This is a genomic window from Mesorhizobium sp. USDA 4775 (assembly GCF_054062655.1).
The window spans coordinates 2,363,497-2,389,051 of sequence record NZ_JBSSFM010000001.1; the positions used below are offsets into that span (position 1 = coordinate 2,363,497).

Genomic DNA, 25,555 nt, shown 5'->3' on the forward strand with positions numbered 1-25,555 from the left:
ATTCTTGAAGAAATATCTGTCGCTGCTGCTTTTCCTTGTCATGGTGCTCGGTGGAGGCCTGCTGATCGGCTATGCCACATTGCCGGGCGCCTGGTATGCATCGCTGGTCAAACCGCCCTTCAATCCGCCCAACTGGGTATTTGGGCCCGCTTGGACACTGCTCTATGTGCTGATCGCGATAGCCGGCTGGCGGACATGGAGACGAGAGCCGACGGGAGCGGCATTGAAGGTCTGGGGCGTCCAGCTCATCTTGAATTTCGCATGGTCGCCAACCTTCTTCGGCGCAAAAATGATGGGACCTGCCTTGGTCGTCATCGTCTGTCTCCTCGCCAGCATCGTCTTGTTCATCGCCAGCGTCTGGAACCGTGACAGGCTTTCCGGCTGGTTGTTCGCGCCTTACGCGGCATGGGTGGCCTTCGCCACCGTGCTCAATGCTTCGCTTCTGGGGTTGAACTAGCTGCTTCAGATCGTTTTGTTGCAGTGCAGCAAAAGCATTTGCCTGCCGCGCGTGCCTCTGCGATAAGCTTTCCCGGCAAAACTGAAGGCAATTGCGATGGCAGCAAAGATCGTACCGGCCCCGGACTATGAGGATCGCGTCAGGGCGTCTTTCGCGCGCCAGCAGGCGATGGCGACGATCGGCGCCGAACTGACGCTGGTGACGCCCGGCATCATCGAGATCGAGATGCCCTATTCGGCGGCACTGACCCAGCAGCACGGCTTCCTCCATGCCGGCGTCATCTCGACGGCGCTGGACTCGGCCTGCGGCTACGCGGCTTTTTCGCTGATGCCTGAGAATTCCGGCGTGCTGACCATCGAATTCAAGGTCAACCTACTGGCGCCGGGCAGGGGCGAACGTTTCCTGTTCCGCGGCTCGGTGACCAAGCCCGGCCGCACCATCATCGTCGCCGACGGCCAGGCCTACGCCTTCGCCGCCGATGGCGAGGCCAAGCTCATCGCCACCATGACCGGAACGATGATGACGGTGGTTGGGCGTGACGGGATTGCTGGGTGATGGCCAACGTTACGCGAATTGGCGGCAAGGACGTCCTCTTCGTCATGGCGGCGCAGGCCGAATATGGTTCGCATCTGCAAAAACTGTTCACACCGCTGATGACGGGCGTCGGTCCGGTCGAGGCAGCCGTCCGGCTGGGTGCGGAACTGTCCTGGCTGAAGTCGCAGAAGGCGTTGCCGGACCTTGTCGTCTCGCTCGGCTCAGCCGGCAGCCGGACGCTGGAACAGACGGAAATCTATCAGGCCGTCTCGGTCAGCTATCGCGACATCGATGCCTCGGCTTTGGGTTTCGAGAAAGGTGCGACGCCGTTCCTCGATCTGCCGGTCACCGTGCCGCTGCCGTTTCGTATTCCTGAAATCAGACAAGCCACACTGTCGACCGGCGGCGCCATCATCACCGGCGCTGCCTATGACGCAATCGCGGCCGACATGGTCGACATGGAGACCTTCGCCTGCCTGCGCGCCTGCCAGCTGTTCGATGTGCCCCTGATCGGGCTGCGCGGTATTTCTGACGGCGCTGCCGATCTCAGGCATGTCGGCGACTGGACCGAATATCTTCATGTCATCGACGAAAGGCTGGCCGACGCCGTCATGCGCCTCGAACAGGCGATCGGCTCGGGTCTGCTGCGGACGGCTCCGTCCAACGACCAGGCCAGACCAGTCTGAAAGTCAGGCTACGCAACCCATTGCGTCGACTCATTTCTTTCTCTAAACGCTCGCCATGAAAACAGCCAATCATCCCGACACCGTCCTGATTGTCGATTTCGGCAGCCAGTTTACGCAGCTCATCGCCCGCCGCATCCGTGAGGCCGGCGTGTTTTCCGAGATCGTGCCGTTCCAATCGGCCGAAGCCGCGTTCAAGCGCATCAATCCCAAAGCCGTCATCCTGTCGGGCGGCCCGGCTTCGACATCGGATATCGGCAGCCCGCGCGCGCCGCAGATCGTCTTCGATGCCGGCGTGCCGGTGCTTGGCATCTGCTACGGCCAGATGGCCATGTGCGTGCAGATGGGCGGTGTCGCCGAAAGCTCCAACCATCGCGAGTTCGGACGCGCTTTCGTCGAGATCGAGAAGGACAGCCCACTGTTCGAGGGGCTGTGGGCGACCGGCCAGCGCCACCAGGTGTGGATGAGCCATGGCGATCGCGTCATTGCCTTGCCGCCGGGTTTTCAGGTTTTCGGCAAGTCGGAAAGCTCGCCTTTCGCCATTTTTGGCAATGTCGAGCGCAAGATGTACGGCATCATGTTCCACCCCGAGGTGGTGCACACGCCCGACGGCGCCAGGCTGCTCCGGAACTTCGTCCACAACATCGCCGGCATCGAGGGCGACTGGACGATGCGCGCCTATCGCGAACACGCGGTCGAGGCGATCCGCAAGCAGGTCGGCAAGGGCAAGGTCATCTGCGCGCTGTCGGGCGGTGTGGATTCCTCCGTCGCGGCGCTGCTGATCCACGAGGCGGTCGGCGACCAGCTCACCTGCATCCTCGTCGACCATGGCCTGATGCGCAAGGATGAGGCGGCGGGCGTGGTGGCGATGTTCCGTCAGCATTACAATCTGCCGCTGATCCTGGTCGATGCCTCGGAAAAATTCATCTCGGCGCTGGAAGGCGAGGTTGACCCCGAGAAGAAGCGCAAGACCATCGGCCGGCTGTTCATCGAAGTGTTCGAGGAAGAGGCCAAAAAGCTCGGCGGCGCCGACTTCCTGGCACAGGGCACACTCTATCCCGACGTCATCGAGAGCGTCTCCTTCACCGGCGGCCCGTCGGTGACCATCAAGTCGCACCACAATGTCGGCGGCCTGCCTGAGCGCATGAACATGCAACTGGTCGAGCCGCTGCGCGAACTGTTCAAGGACGAGGTGCGGGCGCTGGGCAAGGAGCTCGGCCTGCCCGAAAGCTTCATCGGCCGCCATCCGTTCCCAGGTCCTGGCCTTGCCATACGCTGCCCGGGCGGCATCACCCGCGAGAAGCTGGAGATCCTGCGCGAGGCCGACGCCATCTATCTCGACGAGATCCGCAAGGCCGGGCTCTACGACGCCATCTGGCAGGCCTTCGCCGTGCTCTTGCCGGTGCAGACCGTCGGTGTGATGGGCGATGGCCGCACCTACGAATTCGTCTGCGCGCTGCGCGCCGTCACCTCGGTCGACGGCATGACGGCGGACTTCTACCACTACGACATGGCCTTCCTGGGCGCCGCCGCCACCCGCATCATCAACGAGGTCCGCGGCATCAACCGCGTCGTCTACGACGTGACGTCGAAGCCGCCTGGTACGATCGAGTGGGAGTAGGGGTTTAGCGCAGTTTGGAGTACTGCGACGTAGTTTTTCGCAGAAAAAACAATGTTTTGCGGCTCATTTCATTCACCATCGGACCTATGTTGTCAATTGAAGTCATCGACTACCTAAGCCGCTGATTTTTATGGCTAGTGCGAACCAGGATTGCGCTGAAAGTGAAGGCTACTAGATCAATTTGACGGTACTTCTGACGGTACTTTTCATGTGCTGCTTGATGTCCGAGAAAAAGTACCGTCGCCGGTTTCCGCTCCTGACGGTACTTTTCTATAGGTCAACGCTTTGAAATATATATGGAAAATGCCTTTCGCGTGACGTTTTCTCGCTAACGATGCTTTAGCATGTTCCTCGGCCAGGGTCCCTCGGCTCAGTCTGCTCTCGTCGAGGTAGAAAAATTCGCTACAGCAAGTGGAGGGCAGGCCATTTTGAGATGCCCCTAGGTTAAGCAAAGCCAATAGGTATGAGTTGCCGGAAGCCGACACAGGCCGCCTCAATCTCGGCGAGCTGAAATGCATCGAGATCGCCCGAGCGCTGTCTACAAATCCGAAAATCCTCCTTCTCGACGAATCCACCGCCTATCTCGATCATCGAGAGGTTCAGGCTGTCCTTCGCGTCATCAGCGAACTCAAGGGGCAGGGGATGACCGTAGCCTTCGTTTCTCATCATCTCGACGAGGTGCTTGCCGTCGCGGATGAATTGACGATCCTGAAAGACGGCCAATATGTCGGAACATATCGGACGACCGAGATCGAGCCCAATGAAATTCATCGCCGCATGGTGGGGCGCGAGCTCGCGAGAAGCATCTATCCGCCGCGGCCGCCGGGAGATCCAAGCAAGCCTGTTGTCTTCGAAGCCTGCGAGGTCGCCGTCGGGCGCGAACTCGGCGGCGTCAGCCTGAATGTGCGTGCCGGCGAAATCCTCGGCCTTGCCGGATTGAAGGGCGCTGGCGCCGAAGCGCTGTTCGCAGCCATTTGCGGCGACTTGCCCTTGCGTGGTGGCTCGATGACGCTTGCGGGTAGTTCATATGCGCCGTCAAGCCCGACTTCTGCCTGGGTACAGGGCGTCGCCTATCTGCCGGGTGACCGGCACAATGAAGGCCTGATCGCCGACTTCAGTATCCTCGACAATCTGGTGATGGCCCGCCCGCCGCATTATGGGCCGTTCTTCGATCGCGCCGCTGCCACTGCCATCGCGGGTGACCTCATTGCCCAGATCGGCATCAAGACACAAAGCGTCGATTCGTCCTGTCGGTCACTCTCGGGAGGCAATTTGCAAAAGGTGGTGATCGGCAAGTGCCTGGCTGTTCAGCCGCGTCTGCTCCTGCTCAACAATCCTACGCGAGGGGTCGATATCGGCGCCCGCACGGAAATCTATCGCATCGTAAGGCAGAAGGCGGCGCAGGGCCTCGCCGTGATCCTGTCATCAGAAGACATGCCCGAACTGATCGGTATGTCGGACCGCTTGCTGGTGCTCAGGCAAGGACAAATTACGCATCGCATCGAGACGGCAGCCGATGCCACCGAGCATGACATCATTGGACATATGGCCTGACCATGGAAACGAACGTGACCTCGATCGCCACCAAAACACCGAACGCAACCGGGGAACCTGGCGTCAATGCCAGCCGGTTCGAATTCGTCAAACGCGGCTTTCCCCTTGCCATGCTTGTCTTGCTCATTGTGACCTTCTCGATAGCCTCGCCACGCTTCCTGACCTTCAGCAACTTTCTCATTGTGCTTCAGCAGGGCACGGTGCTGCTAGTTGCTGCGCTCGGCATGACCTTCGTTATCATGGCCGGTTCAATCGATCTTTCGGTCGGTTCAATTGTTGCGCTCGCGGCATTGGCAACCGCGTTGACAGCTGACAGCCTCGGCGCCGCGGCGATCATTCCCGCCATTGCTGTCGGTGCTGCTGCCGGACTGGTCAATGGCGTTCTCCTGGCCAAAGGCAAGGTGCCGTCCTTCATCGCAACCATGGGCGCGATGGTGGTCTATCGTGGCATCGTGCTGCTTTTCACACGCGGTGCTCCTGTCTCGATCGAGGACGAGCAATTCCTGAATGTCTATACCAACCGGACTTTGGGCATTCCGCATTCCGTGATCATTGGCCTGGTGCTGATGGTTGTCGCGTATGGCATTATCAACAGGACTGTGTTCGGGCGCGAGGTTCGCGCCATAGGCGGTGGGGAACGCGTCGCCATTTTAACGGGCATTCAGGTCGCACGCGTGAAAATCTATATGTATGTGCTTCTCGGTGCCCTGTGCGGCATTGCCGGCCTGCTGCAAGGCGCGCGCGCCATGGCCGCCACCGCTCAACTCGGGGAGGGGCTGGAGCTGGACGTCATAGCCGCGGTGGTGGTCGGCGGAACACCGTTGACCGGAGGTGTCGGCAGTGTTGTCGGTACCATGCTGGGCGTTCTGATAATCACGCTTCTGTCGAATGGAATGAATATGGCCGGCGTCGATCCGTACCTCCAGAATATCGTCAAGGGGACCGTTCTGGTTTGTGCCGTCTTCGTGACCATCGATCGCAGGAAGATCGGCATAATAAAGTAGCAAACTGCGCTCAATGCCATCGCTATCTCGCAATCACGCGAGGCCATACCGGCACCGAACGCAATAGATGCGTTCGGTCAAGGCGCTACGCTCGGCCCGACCATCCCGCTCCGGTCATAACTCCGGGCATCTATCGGTTTCGCCGAGCCGCCCGCCGGCGCGCCGACCGACTGCCGTGACGGTCAAATCAGGTAGCGGTGGCTTCTCGCGAATTGTGACGGGAGGCGTCGGAGGCTGATGGAAGGGCGGCCGGCTCGATGGCGTCGACGATCACCAGCGCTGGTGCACGTAGGGTCTGATGTCCTGGTCGTATATGGCCTTCACCTTGCCCATAAGATCATCGGACAATGGCGCAAGCACCGCCGCTTCGGCATTGGAACGCGCCTGCGCCGGATTGCGGGCGCCGGGAATGACCACGCTCACCGCGTCGAACATCAGGATCCAGCGCAGCGCGAATTTCGCCATCGTCGCGTCGCCCGAAACCAGCGGCCGGATCTTCTCGACCGCCGCGAGCCCAACCTCATAGGGCACGCCCGAAAACGTCTCGCCGACATCGAAGGCTTCGCCGTTGCGGTTGAACAGGCGATGGTCGGTGGGCTCGAATTTGCTGTCGGCCTTGAACTTGCCCGACAGCAGACCGCTGGCCAGCGGCACGCGGGCGATAACAGCCACATCGTTCTTCTTCGCCTCGGCGAAGAAAAGTTCCGCCGGGCGCTGGCGGAAGGCGTTGAAGATGATCTGCACGCTGACGACGCTGGGATACTGGATCGCCTTCAGGGCCTCCTCGACACGCTCGACGCTGACGCCGTAATTGCGAATCTTGCCTTGCTCGACGAGCCGGTCGAGGCGCTCGAACACTTCCGGGTGGTAATAGAGGTCGGTCGGCGGGCAGTGCAACTGCACCAGGTCGAGCGTGTCGGTCTCCAAATATTTCAGGCTGCGGTCGATCCAGCCGGTCAGGTTTTCCAGGCTGTAGCCTTCGACGGTCTGCTTCGGCAGCCGCCGTCCGGCCTTGGTGGCGATGAACGGCCGCTCGCCGCCGCGCTCCTTCATCACCCTGGCGATCAGCTTCTCCGAGCGGCCATCGCCATAGACATCGGCGGTGTCGAGGAAGGTGACGCCGGCGTCGAGTGCCGCGTGCAAGGCGGCGACCGCATCGTCGTCATTGACCTCGCCCCAGGCGGCGCCGATCGCCCAGGCGCCAAAGCCGATCTCGCTGACTGATCTGCCGGTGCGGCCGAATTTCCGTGATTGCATCTTGCTGTTCCTGACTGCGGCTTCGCCGGCAATTCCGGCTCTGCGATTCTGATTTTCGGGCAGCCTTATCGCATGGCAATGCGATTGACATCCCCGTCCGTAAGATTTACCAGATTACAGGGTTGTATGACAACCCGGTAAGACTGCAACGATTTGGAGTCGGGAGGATCTCAAATTGAAAACCGTGCTTAAACTGGCCGCCTCGGCGGCCTTGTGCCTTGGCGCGTTCGCTCATCCGGCGTTTGCCGAGGACAACATCGTCAAGATCGGCGTCGTCGCGGCGGAATCGGGCTCGTTCGTGTCCGCCGGCCATACCTTGCCGGCGGGCGTCGGCCTTGCCGTCAAGCAGATCAACGATGCCGGCGGCTTCAAGGTCGGCGGCAAGACCTACAAGCTCGAAATGGTCAAGCGCGACGACCGCACCGATATCGCCACCGCGATCGCCGCCACCCAGGAACTGGTGCGCGACGTCAAGGTGCAGGCGATCTTCGGCTCGGAAACGCATGACTTTACGCTGGCCATGGCCAAGATCACGCAGCCGGCCAAGATCATCCATTTCGCCGGAAATTCGACGCTGGCGAAAATCCTCAACCCCGACAGCGTCAAGCCGGGCGGCGAGGATCACTATCTCTTCCAGTCCGAACCGCAGGAGTTCCAGCGCTCCGGATCGACCGCGCGCGGCGTGCTGTCCCTGCTCGAACCGCTGCTTGGCTTCAAGCCGAAGAAGTCGGTGATGATCGTCGGCAACGATGCCACCGGCCAGTTCCTGTCGTCCTACTACTACAAGGCGCTGAAGGCCGAAGGGCAGGATGTCCCGGACATCATCTTCTATCCGCCGGACACGACCGACTTCTCGCCCTTCCTGACCCGGGCCAAGAGCCTTAATCCTGATATCATCCACTTTTGGTACAATGGCGATTCAACACTGACGGCACTGCCGCAGGCGCTCGAACTGGGCGCCGCTAAGAGCTACTTCCTGTTCGGCGTCGACCCCGGCATCTGGAAGGAAAAGCAGCTTTCGGCTGACGTACCGGTGGCGATGAGCTGCGTGCCGGTTTGCTGGGGCGAGTCCTCCAACCCGAAGGCCAAGGCCTATTTCGATGCCTACTTCGCCGCCGGCGCCCCGCACGGCGTGACCTCGTCGGTGTCGCTGCTCTACCATGACTATGTGCACTTCCTCGTCGAAGCCTGGCAGAAGGCCGACAGCTTCGATCCGGACAAGACGGTCGAGGCGCTGCTCAGCCTCCACCACCAGGGCGTCGTCTCGGATGATCTCACGTTCAATCCGACGCATCAGGTCACCCATGCAACGGAAGTCTGCGCCGCGGCACCTGGCGGGGCAATCTCCTGCGCCATGCAGCAGCCGCCGGCCGAAGCGCCGAAGAGCTAAGCCCCTAATCCCAAGGGTTGGCGGCGGCATCAGCCGCCAACTCCCTTTTTTGCAAGACAGGTCTCGATCGCCGTGGATATTTTCATCCAGCAAATCCTCAACGGCCTTTCCATCGCCAGCGTCATCACGCTCATCGCTATCGGCGTGACACTGATCTTCGGCCTGACCGGCATCATCAATTTCGCCCATGGCGAATTCCTGATGATCGGCGGCATCGTCACCTGGCTCGCCGTCAGCGCCGGCCTCGGTTTCCCCGTTGCTGTGGTGCTGGCGATCCTGGCGGTGGGGCTGATGGGCTATATCCTCGAGCGCGGCCTGTTCCGCTTCACGCTGGAGCGGCCGACCAATGGCTTCATCGTTTCGCTCGGCCTCATCGTCGTGCTGCAGCATGTGGTCGTGCTGTTCTGGAATCCCAACCAGAAGAGCATTCCGCGGCCGCTGACCACGGTGTGGGAGGTCGGCGGCGTGCGCATCGCATCGGTCCGCGTCATGGTCATTCTGATCACCATTGCCGTGGTGGCGCTGAGCTTCCGCATGATCACCGCCAGCCGCTATGGCCGCGCGCTGCGCGCCAGCGTCGAGGACCGCGACACTGCCGCCCTGATGGGCATTCCGGTGCGCCGCTACATCACTGGCGTCTTCGTGCTCGGCAGTGCGCTGGCCGGGCTCGGCGGCGCGCTGCTGATCGCTCTCTTCCCCATCACGCCGTTCACCGGCGGCACAATGGTGATGAAAGGCTTCGCCGTGGCCCTGATCGGCGGGCTTGGCAACATCTATGGCGCCGTCGCCGCTGGCCTCATCCTTGGCATCGTCGAAGGCTTCAGCGCCGGCTACGGCTTCTCGCAATGGACCGACGCCTATTCCTTCGTGCTGATGATCCTGGTGCTGATCGTGCGGCCGCACGGCCTGTTCGGCGGCACCAGCGGACCCCGGATGGCGTCATGAAGACGGGCAACGCGTTGCGGTCACTGCTGCCGGTGCTGGTCATCCTGGCGCTGATCGCGGCGGTGCCGCTGTTTTCGCCCTCGAACCGCTTCCTGTCGCTGGCGATTTCGGCCGGCACCAACGTCATCGCGCTTTACGGCCTGTCGGTCCTGTTCGGCCAGACCGGCATCCTGTCGATGGGGCATGCGGCGCTGGTCGGTGTCGGTGCCTACGCGGCGGCGATCCTCGCGCGGGACTTCGGCATCGGCTTCTGGACGGCACTGCCGGTGGCCGCCCTGGCAAGTGCCGTCTTCGCCATGATCGTCGGCATTCCCTCGCTGCGTGTCGGCGGCCATCACTTCGTCATCATGACCTTCGCCTTCGGCCAGCTGCTCGCCATCGTGCTCACCAATGGCGGCGACTATACCGGTGCGGCCACGGGGCTCGACATCGCCGGTCCGGTCACCCTGTTCGGCGCCGACATGAGCGATCTGACGCGCTACTATCTGATGGTGGTGGCTTTCGTCACGGCAGCGGCGGTGGCGAGCTGGGCGATCATCCATTCCTCCTATGGCCGCACGCTGCGCGCCATCCGCGAAAACGAAAAGCTGGCCGCCTCGCTCGGCATCAATGTCGGCCGCCACAAGATCGGCGCCTTCGTCGTCAGCGGCGTCTTTGCCGGCATCTCCGGCGAGCTGTTGGCCTATTTCCTCGGCCACATCTCGCCCTCGCAATTCTCGTCTTTCCCCAGCATCTACCTGGCGCTGATGGTGATGATCGGCGGGGCAAGGCTGATCGAGGGCCCGCTGGCCGGCGGCATCCTCGTCGCCTTCCTGCCGGAAGTGCTCAACCTCGATCCGGTGCAGTCGCGCATCGTCTACGGCGTCTGCCTGATCGCGGTCATCATGCTTTTGCCCGACGGGTTGATCGGTGGCATCGTCCGAGCACTCCGCGTGGCATTTTCGGGCAAGCCGAAACAGGAGGCGGAGCGCGATGCCGCCCCCTCGGAGGCGCGGCAATGAGCCCGATCCTGGCGATCAGCGGCCTCGGCAAGCAGTTCGGCGGCGTCACGGCCCTTGCCGGCGTCGACCTCGCCGTCGAGGAGGGCGAAATCCTCGGTGTCGTCGGCCCGAACGGATCCGGCAAGACCACACTGTTCAACGTCGTCACCGGCGTCCACAAGCCAAGCGGCGGCACGGTGCTGTTTCGCGGGCGCGACATCACCGGTCTGGCGCCGCACGCCATATCGCGGGCGGGCATCGGCTACACCTTCCAGCAGGCCATGGCCTTTGCCGGGCTTGGCGTGCTGGAGAATGTGCAGATCGCCGGCGAGCACAGGCGGGCAGGGGGCGCCGCCAATCCCTGGCCGACGCCGCAGGCGCTGCTCGATTTCGTCGGCTTGAGCGCGCTCGGCGGCGAAAAGGCCGGCGTTCTGCCCTTCGGCAGCCTGCGCCTGCTTGGCCTCGCGCTGGCGCTGGCCACGCGGCCGTCGTTGCTTCTGCTCGATGAGCCGGCCGCCGGCCTCAACGACCGCGAAACCTCTGCCCTTGTCGGCCTTGTTCGCCAGTTGCCGGGCCATGGCATCACGGTCTGCGTCATCGACCACGACATGAAGCTGATGCAGATGCTGTGCCGGCGCCTTGCCGTGCTCGACTTCGGCTCCAAGATCGCCGACGGGCCGACCGAAAAGGTGCTTGCCGATCCCAAGGTGCTGGACGTCTACCTCGGAGGCGATCTGTGAACCTGCTCGCCGTCTCCGATGTCGTCACCGGCTATGGGCCGACCATCGTCAACCGCGGCGTCTCGCTGACATTGGCCGAAGGCGAAATCGTCACCATTCTCGGGCCCAACGGCGCCGGCAAATCGACCTTGCTCAAGGCCATCGCCGGGCTGATCAAACCCCGCGCCGGCAACATCGCTTTCGACGGCGCCGACGTCACCGGGTCCGCCGCCGATGTGATGGCGAGACGCGGCGTCGTGCTGGTGCCGGAGGGCAGAAAAATCTTCGTCGATATGACGGTCGAGGAGAATTTGCGCCTCGGCGCCTATGCGCGCCGCGACGAGGCGGCCGTCGAGGCCGACTTCCAGACCATGCTCGCCTTCTTTCCGATCCTCGCCACCAAGCGCCGCGACCGGGGCGGCTCGCTGAGCGGCGGCCAGCAGCAGATGCTGGCGATCGCACGGGGGCTGATGACGCGGCCGCGCGTGCTGCTGCTCGATGAACCGTCGCTCGGCCTGTCGCCGCTGCTGGTCAAGGAGATCAAGGCGATCATTCTGGATATCGGCGCGCGCTTCGGCGCCTCGGTGCTGCTGGTCGAGCAGAATGCCGGCCTGGCGCTCGCCGTCGCCTCGCGCGGCTATCTCATGCAGAACGGCCGTATCGTCGTTTCAGGACCGATCGAGGAACTCAGCGACATGTCGCTGATGCGCGAACTCTATCTCGGCGGTGTGGCTGGGGCACCCGCATGAGCGAGCACTCAGTCGTGGCGGGCCTTGTCGCGCAGATCCTCGAACCGGGCGTAGCTCTTGGCCAGATGGCTGCGCATGGCGCGCCGCGCCGCGTTGACGTCCCGGGCTTCGATCGCCGCGAGGATGGCGCGATGCTCGCGCTGCATGCGCTCGAGATATTTTTCCCGGTCGGCCTCCGTCATCCGGTCGAGCCGCGTCCACTGGCGCGGGATCATGGCGCTGCCGAACGTGTCGAACAGCCGGGTGAAATTGGGGTTCTGGGTCGCCGCCAGAATGGCGCGGTGGAAGCCGAAATCCTCTTCCGAGCCCGATCCGCCGGCACGCACCGCGGCCTCCAGCGCGTCCAGCCGCGAGCCCATCTGCGCCAGCGCCGCCTCGCTGCGCCGCTCGGCGGCAAGGCCGGTCGCCTCGACCTCGATGCCCATGCGCAATTCCAGCACGCGCAGCACCTCGTCGATCGATTCGAGATCGTCGGGCAGGATGGAAAAGGTCCGTGGCAGCGGATCCTTGGCGACGAAGGCGCCGAGGCCCTGACGCGTGGTGATCAGCCCCCGGGCGCGCAACGCTGCGAGAGCTTCGCGCACCACGGTGCGGCTGACGCCGGTGGCGGCGACGATCTCCTGCTCGGTCGGCAGCCTCTGGCCGGGCGCCAGGTCGCCGGACTCGATCTGTGCGATCAGCGTGTTGACGAGCCCGGTCCGCAGGTTGGGCGCCTGCGGTATGGCATCGAAAAGCGTGGTCTCCGCCATCGCGCGGGCTCCGGTCCGGTTCTTCGGCAAAGGCCGATTCTGCTTCGGAAGATTGCATCGACAGGTGCCCGCCGCAAGGTGACGAAAGTTGAGCCCGCCGGCACGGGTACAGGAGGTTTCGCATGAAAGAACGCATTGGCTTCATCGGCCTGGGCGCGATGGGCGCCGGCATGGCCGACAATCTGCTGCGCAAGGGCTGGCCGCTGACCGTTTGCGTGCACCGCAGCCGCACCGCCGCCGAACGCTTGATCGCTGCCGGCGCCACCGAGGCGGTAAGCCCGCGCGACCTTGCCGCCGCCTGCGACATCGTCATTCTGTGCGTCACCGGCTCGCGCGAGGTGGAAATGCTGGTCAAAGGCCCCAATGGCCTTGCCGCGGCCGGCACACCGTTGCTCATCATCGACTGCTCGACCTCCAATCCCTCATCCACGACAGCACTTGCCGCCGAACTCGCAGCACTTGGCGTGACGCTGATCGACGCGCCGCTGGCGCGCACGCCCAAGGAAGCGGCGGAAGGCAAGCTCGACGTCATGGTCGGCGGCGCGGCCGAAGCCGTCGCCCGTGCCCGCCCGGTGCTCGAAGCCTTCGCCGCGCGCATCATCCACACCGGCCCGACCGGCAGCGGCCACACCATGAAGCTGCTCAACAATTTCGTCTCGATGGGCTATTCCGCGATCTATTCGGAAGCGCTGACGCTGGGCGCCAAGGCTGGCCTGACGCCACAGATCTTCAACAGCGTCATATCAGGCAGCCGCATGGATTGCGGCTTCTACCAGGCCTTCTTCGATTTCGTCCTTAACCGCAACGAAAACGCCCAACGCTTCGCCATCGCCAACGCGCTGAAGGACATGACCTATCTCGCGTCGTTCGCCCAGGCGGCGGGCGTTGCGAACCCGGTGGGCGCCGTGGTGCGCAACGGTTTTGCGACGGCGGTCGCCACCGGCCACGGCGAAAAGTTCGTGCCGGCGCTGTCGGATATTGTCGCGGGGCTGAATGGGGTGTCGCTGGTGGAGCTACCGGCGGAATGACGGCAGGGCCGATTATTGCAGCCAATTACCAGCGATCACCCCAGCACGGGCGGAGTAGGATCGTAGCCGATTGACACTATCCCCGGATGCCGGTGGGCGATGGCGAGTATCTGGGTCTCTAGCTCGCAATTATAGGCCATGAGCGCCTTCACGGTCTCAAGCGGACTGTCGTAGCGCGCGATGAGCTTCACGGCTTCCGAATGGAGCTCGGCTTTCGCTTCGTCGTCAAAGTGCATCGTGCCCATAGCGGTCCCTCCTAGCGTGTCGCGCGGCGAGGGGTGGTGAGTGCATCAAGCCGTTCCTGAAGATGCCCGTTGAGCACGATCATTTCCTTGAGCGCCTTCATCACATCGCCCTTGTGGACGGCGATGAAATCCTCGGCGTGAGCCTGGAGAGCGGCCTCCTGGCGACTGTTCAGTGTCACGATGCGGTCCATGGCTAGTACTCCAAACGCTTCATGGCCACAGTGAACAAAAAGGGAACATAAATGTCAAGGGCGAATTGACTTGGCGAGGAACTCATTCCTATTTTGCTCATGGCGCACCACCGGGCCGGGCTGGTTGGGATAGATGTCGATGGACGGCTCAAGGTTGCCCAGGATGTCCCGCAGAGTCCGGGTCCATTGGCGGATGGCCTCTTGAGATGTGGTGATGTTATAGAGGTTGCACATGGCCACACTCTGCCGTGAGAGCGAACCGGCGACTAGCCGAAAAATTCGGACGAAATAGCGCCTAGGACGAACCGCTATCCCCCAGCCCGCCCGCGCACAGCCTTCCTCAATCGTGAATGCCGCACCGGAGACGGCACCTCCTGCGCCGGCGCTACCGGCTCCGCCGCCTCCCCATCATGCAATCCCACCCGCAGCGCCGCGCCTGCCAGATGGTCGCGCATGGCCGCTTGCGCGCCTTCGGCGTCGCCGGCACGGATGGCGGACAGGATGCGCTCGTGTTCGCCGAGCGTGATGCGGGCCATATCGTCGGATTTCTGCTGGTTGCCGGCGGCGAGGATGCTCTCGCGCACGCGCTCGGAAACGAAGACCAGGAACTGGCCCATATAGCTGTTGCGCGTCGCTTCGGCGACGGTGCGGTGGAATTCGAGGTCGCTGCGCAGCCAGGCGACGCTGCCATAGGGGGCGGCGCGCATGCCGGCGAGTGCGGCGCCCATCGCGGCGAGATCGGCCTCCGAGCGCCGCTTGGCGGCAAGGGCCGCCGCCTGCACTTCGAGGATGCCGCGCAGCTCGAACAGGTTGCGGAAGGAATCGGCGCGCTGCAGCGCCTCATAGTCGATGGTCAGCACCGTCGGGTTGGTGCTCTCCACCACGAAGGCGCCGCGTCCCTGCTGCGACCAGATGCGGCCCTCCGAGCGCAGCCGCGCGATCGCCTCGCGCACTACGTTGCGGCTCACCCCGAAGGTGGTCGCCAAGGCTTGCTCAGTCGGCAACTGGTCGCCCGGCTTCAAGCGCCCCTGCGCGATCTCGCGCGAGATGGAACTCGCCACCAGAGTGGAGAGGTGTGGACCACGATTGACCTTGTCGAGTTTCAGCGTCATCGCTCACCTATAGTCGACGGCGGATGTGGACGCCAGAATGCGGCCATTGCTCAGGATATGGCTGGGATCGAACGCGTCCTTGATGCCCGCGGCGAGGTCCAGCGTCACCGGGTCGATGCGTTCGAGGAACGCCTTCTGCTTGACCCGGCCGATGCCGTGCTCGGCGCTGATCGAGCCGCCATAGCGGTCGACGACGGCGAAGATCTCGGCTTCCGCCTCCTCGAACAGATGCTCGATCGCGTCCGCGCCCATGCCTTCCGGTGGCACCACATTGAGATGGATGTTGCCGTCGCCGACATGGCCGTAGGTGACGGCCAGCGCGTCCGGGCGCGCCCGCTGCAATTCGAAGAGCGCGTCGGTGACGAAATCGGCGAGCTTCGAGATCGGGACCGAAACGTCGGTGCGCAGATAGCGGCCGCCGCGGCCCTGCCGCTCGACCATGATCTCGCGGTAGAGCCACAGGCGCTCGCCTTGCGCCCGCGTCGATGCGACGAGGCCGTCCTCGACGATATCGGCGGCGCCGCCGAGGAACCCCAGCAGCATGGCGGACAGGTCGATCAGCCCGCCGGAGGAAACCTCGATCAGCACATAGGCCGGGTAGGGCTTGTCGAGCGGGTCGGCAAAATCCTTGCCCTCGCGCATGGTGATCTCGATGGCCGCCGCGCAGGATCAGCTCGAAGGCGGTAAGAAGGTCGCTGCAATCGCGCCGGGCGCGGGCATAGAGCGCCATCGCGTCCTCGACGGAGCGCAGGCCGACCAGTGCGGTCTCGATCTGCGTCGGCTTGGGAAACAGCTTCAGCGCGGCCGCGGTGACGATGCCGAGCGTGCCTTCCGAGCCGATGAAGATCTGCTTGAGGTCGTAGCCGCGATTGTCCTTGCGCAGCACCTTCAGCCCGTTCCAGATGCGGCCGTCGGCCAGCACCACTTCGAGCCCGAGCACAAGGTCGCGCGTCATGCCGTAGCGCAGCACGTTGAAGCCGCCGGCATTGGTGGCGACGTTGCCGCCGATGCGGCAGCTTCCTTGCGCGCCGAAGGTGATCGGCAGCAGGCAGTCGTTCTCTTCCGCCGCGCGCTTGGCGTCCTCGAGGATGCAGCCGGCCTCGACCACCATGGCGAAGTCGATCGGGCTGATCGAGCGGATCCGGTTCATGCGCTCCAATGAGATGACGATCTCACCGCCATCGGCAGCTACTGCGGCACCGACGAGGCCGGTCAGGCCGCCTTGCGGCACGACCGCAATGCGCTCGGCATGGCAGAACCGCATCAGCGCCGACATCTCCTCGACCGTGGACGGCCGCGCCACCGCCAGCGGCCGGCCGAAATGGTCGCCGGACCAGTCGCGGCTGTAGCGCGCCAGGTCCTCGTCCGCCGTCAGCAGCCCGCCATCAGGCAGCACGCCGGCAAGGGCTGCGATCAGCGATGCGGAGGAGGGCGGCACGGCATTCATGAATTGACTCTGCACCCCTGGGGAAAACGACTGGACAACCACCGTTCTTGTCGTGTTATCATACAACCCTGATTTAGAACATCAAGCGAGGTCATGTTCCAACCAGCTGTTTGATGTGGATGGTCAGACCAGCAAATCCCTGAATTCGGAGGACTTTCCCAATGAGCGACGCCCCGGGCTTTCGCTATATGCACACCATGATCAGGGTGCTCGACCTCGACAAGTCGATCGCCTTCTACACTGAGGTTCTCGGCATGACCTTGCTGCGCCGTGACGACTATCCCGGCGGTAAGTTCACCAACGCCTTTGTCGGCTATGGGCCGGAAGACAAGGAGGCCGTCGTCGAGCTGACTTTGAACTGGGGCAGGGAAGAGCCCTATGAGATCGGCACCGGCTTCGGCCACCTGGCGCTCGGCGTCAACGACATCTACGCCGTCTGCGCCGAGCTCGAAAAGCGCGGCGCCAAGATCCCGCGCAAGCCCGGGCCGATGCAGCACGGCACCACGCACATCGCCTTCGTCGAAGACCCGGACGGCTACAAGATCGAGTTGATCGGCCTCGACACGATGTGACCCGAGCAAGCGGGGTCGCATCGGGCTTGTGATGCGACCCCGTCCTGTCCGCGCTGGCTTGGGAGGCGGTGCGGATTTCTCTTTCACTTGATGACCGCGATCTTGCTGCGGTCGATGGTGATGGCGACGGCGGCGATGAGCACCGCGCCGAACACCATGTTTTCCAGGAAGATGTTGACGCCGACAAAGGTCATGCCGATGCGCACGATCGAGATGATCAGCGCGCCGACTGCCGTGCGGGCAACACCGCCCAGCCCGCCGGTGATCGCGGTGCCGCCGACGATGACGGCGGCGATGGCCGGCAGCAAAAGCTGGTTGGCAAGCACCGGCGAGCCGCTCGACAGCCGTGCTGCCAGCACCACGCCGGCGACAGCGGCCAGCATCCCGGAAGCGGCGAAAGCGATGATCTTGGTGCGGTCGACATTGATGCCTGCCGCCCATGCGGCCGGCTCGCCGGCGCCGACCGCGATCGCCTGGCGGCCAAAGCGCGTGTAGCGGAGCGCCAGAAAGGCGGCGATGCCGATGACCGCCGAAATCAGCACCACCACGGGCACTCCGGCAACCGCGGCGTTGATCCAGGCGGTGTTTTCTCGGCCACTTTCCTCAATGGTGATGGCGCGGCCATTGGAGACCCAGAGCGCCAGGCCGGTCACCACGCCGCCGGTGGCGAGCGTCGCCACGAAGGACGGGACGCGCAGCTTGACATGGACGATGCCGCTCAGCGTGCCGAAGGCAAGGCCCGACAGGATCGCCACCGGGAAGGCGGCAAGGCCGAGCGAGGGCAGCAATTGCGCCAGGATGACGCTGGCCAGCGAGGCCACGGCCTGGATCGACAGGTCGATGCCGCCGAGCAGGATGGCGAAGGTGACGCCGGTCGCCAGGATGAACAGTACGGCGGTGTTGGCAAACAGCAGCGACACGGTCTCGCCGGTCAGGAAGCCGGGCGCGGCGATCTCGATGATCAGCAGAAGCGCGACAAGCAGGACCAGCGGAATGGCGCCTTGCGTCCATTTGCCTTCGAACATCTGTCGGATGGACGTTTCGTTCATCGGCTCACACCATTGCTCGCAGCAAATCGACCTGGTTCGGCTTCTTGCCCGGGCTGGCGTCGAAGCGCGCGGTGATCTCGCCATCGCGCATCACCAGCACCTGGTGCGACAGGCCGATCGTCTCTTCCAGCGTGTCGGAGATCAAAAGGATCGCCACGCCTTGCGCGGAGAGATCGCGCACCAGTTCGTAGACTTCCTCCTTGGCGCCGACATCGAGGCCGCGCGTCGGGTGGTCGAGCACCAGGATGCGCGAGCCGGCCGTCATCCAGCGCGCCAGCACCACCTTCTGCTGGTTGCCGCCGCTGAGCTTGCGGCAGGCTGCATCGGGGCCGGGCGCCTTGATGCGCAGCCGTTTGATCCAGTCGGCGGCCAGCCGACGCTCCTTGCCATAGTCGATGGCGCCATGGCGCATGACGCTGGAGAGATCGGCGAGCGAGATGTTTTCCGCGATCGACAAGAACATCACCAGCCCTTCGAGCCTGCGCTCGCGCGGCACATAGCCGATACCCTTGCGCACCGCCGGTTCCGGTGAGGCGAAGCGCACCGTGTCGCCGGCGATCTTCATCTCGCCGGCATCATGCTGCAGGAAGCCGCCTATGGTGCGCGTGACCTCCTCGCGGCCGGAGCCGACGACGCCGGCAATGCCGACGATCTCGCCGGCCCTGATATTGAGGTCGACGCCGTGATAGGCGCCGTTGGCGCCCAATCCCTTGGCCTCGACCATGACAGTGTCGCGCGGCGCAAGCTGGCGGGCCTCGCGGTAATATTCCGCCTGCAGGCCGCGCCCGACCATGATCTCGTGCAGCTCCGGCGCCGTGACCTCGGCCGCGCGGTGTTTGGCAACGACCGCGCCGTCCTTCATCGTGTAGACGCGGTCGGAAATCGCCAGCACCTCGTCAAGACGGTGCGAGACGAAGACGAAGCTGGCGCGCGATTTGAGCGAACGCACGCGCGCGAACAGCACCTCGATGTCGGCGGCGTTGAGCACCGAGGTCGGTTCGTCGAGCAGGATGAGCAACTGCCGTTCGACCACTTCCTCCAAGGTTAGCGCCTTGGCCAGCTCGACCATCTGGCGCGCCGCGAAGGTGAGTTCGGAGGTGCGCGCCGTGACATCGATGTCGATGCCGATCTTGGCCAACTGGCGGCGCGCCGCCGCGTTCATGGCGCGCCAGTTGACGAGGCCGAAGCGAGTGAAGCGGTCTTCCTCGCCGAGATAGATGTTTTCGGCGACCGTCAGATTGAGCACCAGCGACTGTTCCTGGAACACCATGCCGATGCCATGCCTGGCCGCGTCGCGTGGGCTGCGCATGCGAAGCTGTTCGCCGTCCAGCGTCAGGCTGCCGCCGTCAGGCCGGTAGCTGCCGGCCAGCACGCGCATCAGCGTCGATTTGCCGGCGCCGTTCTCGCCGATCAGGCCGACCACTTCGTTGGGCCGCACTTCGATCGAGACATCGCGCAGCGCCTGGACGCCGGGAAAGTTCTTGATGATGCCGGACGCGTTCAGCATGGCGCTCACTTGACGATCCTGAGGCGCACACGGTCGAGCGACAGCGCTACCGCGGCGATGATCATCAGCCCCTGCACCGTCTGCTGGATATAGGGCGAGATGCCGAGCAGGATCATGCCGTTGGCAAGCACGGTGACGATCAAGACGCCGATCAGCGTGTTGACGACGCCGCCTTCGCCGCCGGTCAGCGCCGTACCGCCGACGACGACGGCGGTGACCGCAGCAAACAGCCTGCCGTCGCCGATGACCGCATGCGATTGGCCAAGCTGCGCGGCGGCAAGTACGCCTGATACGCCGAAGAAGAAACCGGCGAGCGCAAAGGCGGTGATGCGCACGCGGGTCACGTTCACTCCGGAGAGCTTGGCCACATCCTCGTCACCGCCGATCGCCAATATGTGGCGGCCGAGCTTGGTGTGATACTGGATGATTGCGGCGAGCAGGAAAGCCCCGAACGCGACCCAGACCGCCACTGGCAAGCCAAGGAAACGGTGCAATGCCAGGTCGCGGATCGAGGCGTCGTTGAGCCGGATCGCCGAGCCGCCCAGCATATAGACCGACAGGCCAAGGCCGATAAACCACATACCGAGCGTCGCCATGAAGGAGGGGATGCGCAGCATGGTCTGGATGAGCCCGCTGACGAAACCCATTGCGGTGCCGGCGACCACGGCGGCGAGCACCGCCCACCAGCCATAATCGTTGCCGTTCGCGTCATTGGCGGCGAGCAGCACCACAACCATGGCCGACACCGACAGGGTGCCCTCGACCGAGAGGTCGATGCTGCCCATCAGGATGATGAAGGTCAGCCCCATCGCCAGCGTCAGCGGCACGGCGGCCGAGTTGGCAAGCCGCACCAGATTGCGCAGCTCGATGAAGTTGGGATTGGCGATGGCGATCAGTACGCAGAGCACGATCAGTACCGCCAGCGGCGCCAGGCTGCGCCAGCGCCTGCCACCGAACACAGCGGCGATACGGCCGGGGATCAATGTCATAAGCGTTGTCCGCTCGATGTCCGAAACGGACTTCAGGGGTTCTGTATGGATTGTCAAGAAACCGCTTCCCGTCTGCTGAAAAGGGGAGCGGGCCGCCAGGGAGCAGCGGCCCGCCCGGCGGTCAGGTGCGGATGGCTCCGGTCACCCGGCCCCACAGATCGTTCCAGTCGATCTCCGGTTTGGCGTCGACATTGGTCTTGTAATATTCCTCGACATTGTCGTGCGAGATCAGCACCGCCTTGCCGTAGAATTCACGGTGTTCCGGCGGTTCCTTGGTCGGATCGAACTTGCCGATCTTTGCGTTGTAGCCGATGGCGAGACCCATGCCGCCTTGCCAGAACGGATCGGAGGTGACGGTGCAGGCGAATTCGCCGGTGCGCACCGCATCAACCGCCGTCTTGATGCCGTCGACGCCGACGATCGGCACCTTGCCAGCGAGGTTTTCGGCGCGCAGCGCTTCGAGCGCGCCGGAGCCCATGTCGTCATTGGCGGCCCAGATGCCCTTGATGTCGTCGCCGAAGCGGGTGAGCAGGTTGCCCATCAGGTCGAAGGCCTCGGTCGATTTCCAGTTGGCGACCTGGAAGTCGAGCAGCTTGATGTCAGGATTGGCGGCCAGCGCCGCGTCGAGGCCCTTCTTGCGTTCGATCGCCGCCGTGGTCGAGATCAGGCCGCCGAGCGCGACGATGCCGCCCTTGCCGCCAATGGTCTTGAACAGGATCTCGGCAATGGTCTTGCCGCTTGCGATGCCGTCGAACTCGATGTGCGAGACATAGTTCGGGTTGAAGTCCTTCGGATGCAGATCCGCCGGCTTGTTCCACTGCGTCACGACATAGGCGCCGGCCTTGGCGCAGGCTTCGACGATAGGGCGCGCATCCGGCGTGTCGTTGGGATCGGAATTGAGCACCATGTTGCCGCCAGTCTTTGCCAGCATCGCCTTGATGTCGGCGATGCCTTTCTCGCTGTTGCCTTCCGAGACCAGCGTGACATGTTCGAGCCCGGCCCATTTGGCGTAGGCCTCGGCCCCGGTCTTCCACACTGCGTGATAGGGGTTTGAGAGCGAGCGGATCGACGTCACCAGCGTCGGCTTTTCCTGGGCGCGTAAGACCCTCGGCATGGCGAGCGCCGCCACGCCGGCGGCGGCGCCCATCATCAGCGTCCGGCGGCTGACCGAAAGCGTAAGATCTGTCCTGTCCTTCATATTCAAACCTCCCGATTGAAATCTGTTTCCCGCCCGGCGGCATGCGCGGGGAGCGCGGCCGGGCCTCCGATCGATGGGTTGCCAAGCTCCTCCACTTGTACGACAACCCTTCAACACGATAACCATACCCTTTCTCTTGACGCGGCACAAGCGACTTGAGATCGTTGCGCAGAGCAGAGCAGGGCGATGATTTCGCGCTGCCAAGGGAGTGAGAATGTCTGACTACATCATCGTCGGCGGCGGCTCGGCCGGCTGCATTCTGGCCGCCAGGCTGAGCGAGGATCCGGACGTTTCCGTCACCTTGCTCGAGGCCGGCCCGCCTGACACCGATCGCTACATCCATCTGCCGGTCGGCTTCTTCAAGATGACGTCGGGGCCGCTGATCTGGGGCTATGATACCGCCCCCGGCAAGGCGATCGACGGCCGCACCATGGTCTATCCGCAGGCGCGCGTGCTGGGGGGCGGCTCCTCGATCAATGCCCAGGTGTTCACGCGCGGTTGCCCGCAGGATTACGACGGCTGGGCGGCTGATGATGACTGTACGGGATGGAGCTACGCCGAGGTGCTGCCCTACTTCATCCGCTCCGAGGGCAACGACACCTTCGCGGGTCGTGAGCACGGCATCGATGGCCCGCTCGGCGTTTCCAGCGGCGCCCCGCATCCGCTGACCCGGGTGTTCGTCAAGGCGGCGCAGCAGGCGGGTCTTCCGTTCAGGGCCGATTTCAATGCTGGCGAGCAGGCAGGCACCGGCTTCTATCAGACGACGACGCGTCAGGGGAAACGCTCAAGCACCGCCGTCGCCTATCTCAAGCCCGCACTTGGCCGTCGGAATTTGACGCTGCGCACCGACGCCACGGTCAGCCGCATCGTCGTCGAGAACGGCCGCGCCATCGGCGTCGAGGTCATCGTCAAGGACCGCACCGAACTCTTGCGCGCCGAGCGTGAGGTGATCGTCACCGCCGGCGCCATCGGCTCGCCGAAACTGCTGATGCTGTCCGGCATCGGCCCGGCCGCGCATCTCGGCGCGCACGGTATCAAGGTGGTCCGCGATCTCGCCGGCGTTGGCCAGAACCTGCACGATCACATGGATGTCGACGTCGTCGCCGAGCTCAACGGACCGCATGGCATCGATCGCTACAAGAAGAAGCGCTGGCAGGCCGTCGCGGGCCTCGAATATGCGCTGTTCGGCAAGGGGCCGGTGGCCTCCAACATCGTCGAAGCCGGCGGTTTCTGGTGGGGCGACCGCGCGCAGAAAACGCCCGACATCCAGTTCCATTTCCTGCCCGGCGCCGGCGTCGAGGAAGGCATCGGCTCGGTTCCCGGCGGCAATGGCTGCACACTGAATTCCTACCATGTGCGCCCCCGCTCGCGCGGTAGCGTCACGCTGCGCTCGGCGGACCTGCGCCATGCGCCGGTCATCGACCCCAACCCCTTCGCCGAGCGCTACGATCTCGAGCGCGCCATCGACGGCATCGAGATCAGCCGCGAGATCCTGTCGCAGCCGGCTTTTTCAAAATACATCAGCCGCGAGCATCTTCCAGGCGCGGCCATGCAGGGACGCGCCGCACTCGAAGCCTTCGCCCGCGAACATGGGCGCAGCGCCTATCATCCGGTCGGCTCGTGCCGGATGGGCGGCGATGCCGGGAGCGTCGTCGATCCCGAGCTTCGTGTGCGCGGGTTGCAAGGCCTGCGTGTCTGCGACAGCTCGGTGATGCCAAGCATTGTGTCGTCCAACACCAACGCCGCGGTCATCATGATTGCCGAGAAGGCGGCGGATCTAATCGCCGGGCGCGGCCCTCTGCCTGCGGCGACGGCCTAGTCGTCAAACATCTCACGCGGCGGAAAGCCGGTGCGGCTGTAGTCCGCCACGATGAACTTGCCACCCTGGTAGCGCTCGACCACGGGATTGTCCGTCACCTTGCCGCGCACGCGTTCGGCCTGGGCGTCTGAACTGTCGAGCGGGGTCCAGCCGATCTTGTCCCTGGCATCATGCCGCCAGAAACCGCGGCTGTTATTGGACTGGCCCCAGATGACGGAGCAATCGACCCGCTCCGCCGCTGCGCAACGCTCGATCAGCCGCACGAAATCGTCATGCGAAATCCAGGTCGACAGGATGCGTTCGTCCGGCACCTCGGGCAGCACCGAGCCGATGCGGATCAGCACGCTTTCCACCGCATGCTTGTCGAAGTAGAGCCGCGCCAGCATCTCGCCATAGGCCTTCGACAGGCCGTAATAGCCGTCGGGCCTGAGCAGGCAGTCCTGATCGAGGATCTGCGTCCGCTCGTAGAGGCCGACCGCATGGACCGAAGACGGGAAGACCACGCGCGCCTTCTGGCTGCGTGCCGCCTCGTAGATGTGGAAGCTGCCGCGAAAATTGGGGCCAAGCACGGTCTCGAAGGATTGCTCGGTGGAGATGCCGCCGAAATGCAGGATCAGGCCGCAACCCTCCGCCAGATCGTTCACCGCCTGCTGATCCTCGAGATCGGCGATGGTGAAGCTTGCGTTTGGCGGCAGCGAGATCGGTAACGGCACGACATCGGTGAGCCGCAAGGTCCAGCCCAGCGCCGCCAGCCGGACTGAGAGCAGGCGCCCGATCGTGCCGGAGGCTCCGGTCAACAGGACCGGTTTGTCGGTCAGCATCACATCCAGTCCTTTCGCTGAGACCGCGGACATGTTCGCGCTGATATGGCAAGGCGAATGAAGACTGGTCGTGGCGAGCATTCCGCAAATTTCATCATATCACCGTATAAATAATCGGTTGCCAAGGACGGCGGTTCGTTTATTGCTTGGTGGCGATGAAACGCTCCTTTGGCCTTCCCCCGCAGATCAGCCGCACGGCGCAGGTTGCCGACTGGTTTGCGCGCGAAATACGTGCCGGCCATATGACGAGCGGCGAGAAACTGCCGACCGAGCAGGAACTGATCGCGCAATTCGGTGTCAGCCGCACGGTGATCCGCGAAGCCATGGCTTCTCTTCGATCGGAAGGGCTCGTCGTCAGCCGCCAGGGTTCTGGCGTGTTCGTCGCCGACCATCAGGCCAACACCACGTTTCGCATCGTCTCCGACGAGCTGCACTCGCTGACCGAAGTCCAGAACGTGCTGCAGCTCCGGCTGGCGGTGGAACAGGAAGCCGCCGGCATCGCCGCCGAGAAACGCAGCGACGACGACCTTGCCCGCATGCGCGACTGCCTCGACGCCATCGATGCCTCGATCGCGGCGGGAGAGAGCGCCATCGAGCCGGATTTTGCCTTCCATCGGGCGATCGCCTCGGCCACCGGCAATCCCTATTTCGAACGCTTCATGCATTTTCTCGGCCCTGTCGTCATTCCACGCCAGCTGATGCGTCCGCGCGACGAAACGCCGGAGCAGCGGCGGCACTATCTGGAACAGGTCCAGATGGAGCACCGCCGCATCTATCAGGCCATCGAGCGGCAGAATGTCGAAGCCGCCCGCTTCACCTTGCGCGAGCATCTGGAGGCTGGCCGGGAACGCTATCGCCGCATGGTCGACGGTTCGGCCCGATCGTAGCGCGCCGTCAACTCGGGTCTTCGATCCACTCCAGCAAATCATCCCGTC

26 protein-coding genes and 1 pseudogene are annotated in these 25,555 nt (G+C 63.8%); 15 read left to right on the plus strand and 12 right to left on the minus strand.

Annotated elements, in window-relative coordinates:
• Window positions 1-4 precede the first annotated feature (4 nt).
• The 6 genes from ACVILI_RS11335 to ACVILI_RS11360 all read left to right on the plus strand — a co-directional run bounded on the left by ACVILI_RS11335 (window position 5) and on the right by ACVILI_RS11360 (window position 5,853).
• Window positions 5-457, plus strand: a complete 453-nt coding sequence (locus tag ACVILI_RS11335; RefSeq protein ID WP_038644933.1) for a TspO/MBR family protein — start codon at window positions 5-7, stop codon at window positions 455-457.
• A 96-nt stretch (window positions 458-553) separates the two neighbouring features.
• Entirely contained in the window at window positions 554-1,012 is a 459-nt protein-coding gene (locus ACVILI_RS11340) for a PaaI family thioesterase (RefSeq protein WP_023686843.1), read from the plus strand.
• Complete coding sequence (locus ACVILI_RS11345; RefSeq protein ID WP_038644938.1) at window positions 1,012-1,677, plus strand: 5'-methylthioadenosine/S-adenosylhomocysteine nucleosidase; 666 nt, start codon at window positions 1,012-1,014, stop codon at window positions 1,675-1,677. The genes ACVILI_RS11340 and ACVILI_RS11345 overlap by 1 nt, the downstream gene beginning before the upstream one ends.
• Window positions 1,678-1,732: 55 nt before the next feature.
• Complete coding sequence (gene guaA, locus ACVILI_RS11350) at window positions 1,733-3,295, plus strand: glutamine-hydrolyzing GMP synthase (RefSeq protein WP_010914447.1); 1,563 nt, start codon at window positions 1,733-1,735, stop codon at window positions 3,293-3,295.
• 468 nt (window positions 3,296-3,763) lie between these two features.
• Window positions 3,764-4,849: an ATP-binding cassette domain-containing protein gene (locus tag ACVILI_RS11355; RefSeq protein ID WP_457102442.1), complete on the plus strand. Its 1,086-nt coding sequence runs from the start codon at window positions 3,764-3,766 to the stop codon at window positions 4,847-4,849.
• A 14-nt stretch (window positions 4,850-4,863) separates the two neighbouring features.
• Window positions 4,864-5,853, plus strand: coding sequence for an ABC transporter permease subunit (locus ACVILI_RS11360; protein WP_167626453.1), 990 nt, complete (start codon window positions 4,864-4,866; stop codon window positions 5,851-5,853).
• A gap of 270 nt (window positions 5,854-6,123) precedes the next feature.
• Here ACVILI_RS11360 and ACVILI_RS11365 read toward each other — a convergent pair whose 3' ends face one another.
• On the minus strand, window positions 6,124-7,110 hold the full coding sequence (locus ACVILI_RS11365; RefSeq protein WP_019856601.1) for an aldo/keto reductase: 987 nt from the start codon (window positions 7,108-7,110) through the stop codon (window positions 6,124-6,126).
• 184 nt (window positions 7,111-7,294) lie between these two features.
• On the opposite strand from ACVILI_RS11365, the gene ACVILI_RS11370 reads away from it, so the two are divergent.
• From ACVILI_RS11370 to ACVILI_RS11390, 5 genes are all read left to right on the plus strand, one after another.
• On the plus strand, window positions 7,295-8,500 hold the full coding sequence (locus tag ACVILI_RS11370; RefSeq protein ID WP_441939015.1) for an ABC transporter substrate-binding protein: 1,206 nt from the start codon (window positions 7,295-7,297) through the stop codon (window positions 8,498-8,500).
• 72 nt (window positions 8,501-8,572) lie between these two features.
• A complete protein-coding gene (locus ACVILI_RS11375) occupies window positions 8,573-9,445 on the plus strand; it encodes a branched-chain amino acid ABC transporter permease (RefSeq protein ID WP_457102443.1) in 873 nt (290 codons plus the stop codon).
• Entirely contained in the window at window positions 9,442-10,446 is a 1,005-nt protein-coding gene (locus ACVILI_RS11380) for a branched-chain amino acid ABC transporter permease (RefSeq protein WP_457102444.1), read from the plus strand. The genes ACVILI_RS11375 and ACVILI_RS11380 overlap by 4 nt, the downstream gene beginning before the upstream one ends.
• Window positions 10,443-11,165, plus strand: a complete 723-nt coding sequence (locus tag ACVILI_RS11385; RefSeq protein ID WP_019856605.1) for an ABC transporter ATP-binding protein — start codon at window positions 10,443-10,445, stop codon at window positions 11,163-11,165. The genes ACVILI_RS11380 and ACVILI_RS11385 overlap by 4 nt, the downstream gene beginning before the upstream one ends.
• A complete protein-coding gene (locus ACVILI_RS11390; protein WP_083246656.1) occupies window positions 11,162-11,893 on the plus strand; it encodes an ABC transporter ATP-binding protein in 732 nt (243 codons plus the stop codon). Before ACVILI_RS11385 ends, ACVILI_RS11390 begins: the two co-directional genes overlap by 4 nt.
• 8 nt (window positions 11,894-11,901) lie before the next feature.
• On the opposite strand, the gene ACVILI_RS11395 is transcribed toward ACVILI_RS11390, so the two are convergent.
• Window positions 11,902-12,642, minus strand: coding sequence for a FadR/GntR family transcriptional regulator (locus tag ACVILI_RS11395; protein WP_019856607.1), 741 nt, complete (start codon window positions 12,640-12,642; stop codon window positions 11,902-11,904).
• A gap of 122 nt (window positions 12,643-12,764) precedes the next feature.
• Between ACVILI_RS11395 and ACVILI_RS11400 the strand changes: the two genes are divergently transcribed.
• Window positions 12,765-13,670, plus strand: a complete 906-nt coding sequence (locus ACVILI_RS11400; protein ID WP_069091509.1) for an NAD(P)-dependent oxidoreductase — start codon at window positions 12,765-12,767, stop codon at window positions 13,668-13,670.
• Between the two features lie 35 nt (window positions 13,671-13,705).
• Here ACVILI_RS11400 and ACVILI_RS11405 read toward each other — a convergent pair whose 3' ends face one another.
• The 5 genes and pseudogenes from ACVILI_RS11405 to ACVILI_RS11425 all read right to left on the minus strand — a co-directional run bounded on the left by ACVILI_RS11405 (window position 13,706) and on the right by ACVILI_RS11425 (window position 16,665).
• Window positions 13,706-13,915 (minus strand): hypothetical protein, encoded by a 210-nt coding sequence (locus ACVILI_RS11405; protein WP_020628784.1) that lies wholly within the window; start codon window positions 13,913-13,915, stop codon window positions 13,706-13,708.
• Between the two features lie 11 nt (window positions 13,916-13,926).
• The gene (locus tag ACVILI_RS11410; RefSeq protein ID WP_019856610.1) at window positions 13,927-14,106 is read right to left on the minus strand and encodes a hypothetical protein; all 180 of its coding nucleotides are present in this window, start codon (window positions 14,104-14,106) and stop codon (window positions 13,927-13,929) included.
• A gap of 54 nt (window positions 14,107-14,160) precedes the next feature.
• The gene (locus ACVILI_RS11415) at window positions 14,161-14,340 is read right to left on the minus strand and encodes an SOS response-associated peptidase family protein (RefSeq protein ID WP_019856611.1); all 180 of its coding nucleotides are present in this window, start codon (window positions 14,338-14,340) and stop codon (window positions 14,161-14,163) included.
• 74 nt (window positions 14,341-14,414) lie between these two features.
• Window positions 14,415-15,218, minus strand: a complete 804-nt coding sequence (locus ACVILI_RS11420; RefSeq protein WP_019856612.1) for a FadR/GntR family transcriptional regulator — start codon at window positions 15,216-15,218, stop codon at window positions 14,415-14,417.
• A 3-nt stretch (window positions 15,219-15,221) separates the two neighbouring features.
• Window positions 15,222-16,665: pseudogene (locus ACVILI_RS11425) on the minus strand (FAD-binding oxidoreductase).
• A 161-nt stretch (window positions 16,666-16,826) separates the two neighbouring features.
• On the opposite strand from ACVILI_RS11425, the gene gloA reads away from it, so the two are divergent.
• The gene (gene gloA / locus ACVILI_RS11430) at window positions 16,827-17,237 is read left to right on the plus strand and encodes a lactoylglutathione lyase (RefSeq protein WP_019856614.1); all 411 of its coding nucleotides are present in this window, start codon (window positions 16,827-16,829) and stop codon (window positions 17,235-17,237) included.
• Between the two features lie 83 nt (window positions 17,238-17,320).
• On the opposite strand, the gene ACVILI_RS11435 is transcribed toward gloA, so the two are convergent.
• The 4 genes from ACVILI_RS11435 to ACVILI_RS11450 form a co-directional block, all read right to left on the minus strand.
• Complete coding sequence (locus ACVILI_RS11435; protein WP_019856615.1) at window positions 17,321-18,286, minus strand: ABC transporter permease; 966 nt, start codon at window positions 18,284-18,286, stop codon at window positions 17,321-17,323.
• Between the two features lie 4 nt (window positions 18,287-18,290).
• A complete protein-coding gene (locus ACVILI_RS11440) occupies window positions 18,291-19,793 on the minus strand; it encodes a sugar ABC transporter ATP-binding protein (protein WP_019856616.1) in 1,503 nt (500 codons plus the stop codon).
• A gap of 5 nt (window positions 19,794-19,798) precedes the next feature.
• A complete protein-coding gene (locus ACVILI_RS11445) occupies window positions 19,799-20,782 on the minus strand; it encodes an ABC transporter permease (RefSeq protein ID WP_019856617.1) in 984 nt (327 codons plus the stop codon).
• Between the two features lie 121 nt (window positions 20,783-20,903).
• Window positions 20,904-21,980, minus strand: coding sequence for a sugar ABC transporter substrate-binding protein (locus ACVILI_RS11450; protein ID WP_457102445.1), 1,077 nt, complete (start codon window positions 21,978-21,980; stop codon window positions 20,904-20,906).
• A gap of 214 nt (window positions 21,981-22,194) precedes the next feature.
• Here ACVILI_RS11450 and ACVILI_RS11455 point away from each other — a divergent pair, with 214 nt between their 5' ends.
• On the plus strand, window positions 22,195-23,799 hold the full coding sequence (locus tag ACVILI_RS11455) for a GMC family oxidoreductase (RefSeq protein ID WP_457102446.1): 1,605 nt from the start codon (window positions 22,195-22,197) through the stop codon (window positions 23,797-23,799).
• On the opposite strand, the gene ACVILI_RS11460 is transcribed toward ACVILI_RS11455, so the two are convergent.
• Window positions 23,796-24,620, minus strand: coding sequence for an NAD-dependent epimerase/dehydratase family protein (locus ACVILI_RS11460; RefSeq protein WP_457102447.1), 825 nt, complete (start codon window positions 24,618-24,620; stop codon window positions 23,796-23,798). The two genes, ACVILI_RS11455 and ACVILI_RS11460, sit on opposite strands and share 4 nt — an antisense overlap.
• A 155-nt stretch (window positions 24,621-24,775) precedes the next feature.
• Between ACVILI_RS11460 and ACVILI_RS11465 the strand changes: the two genes are divergently transcribed.
• Window positions 24,776-25,507, plus strand: a complete 732-nt coding sequence (locus tag ACVILI_RS11465; RefSeq protein ID WP_019856621.1) for a FadR/GntR family transcriptional regulator — start codon at window positions 24,776-24,778, stop codon at window positions 25,505-25,507.
• The last annotated feature ends 48 nt before the right edge of the window (window positions 25,508-25,555 follow it).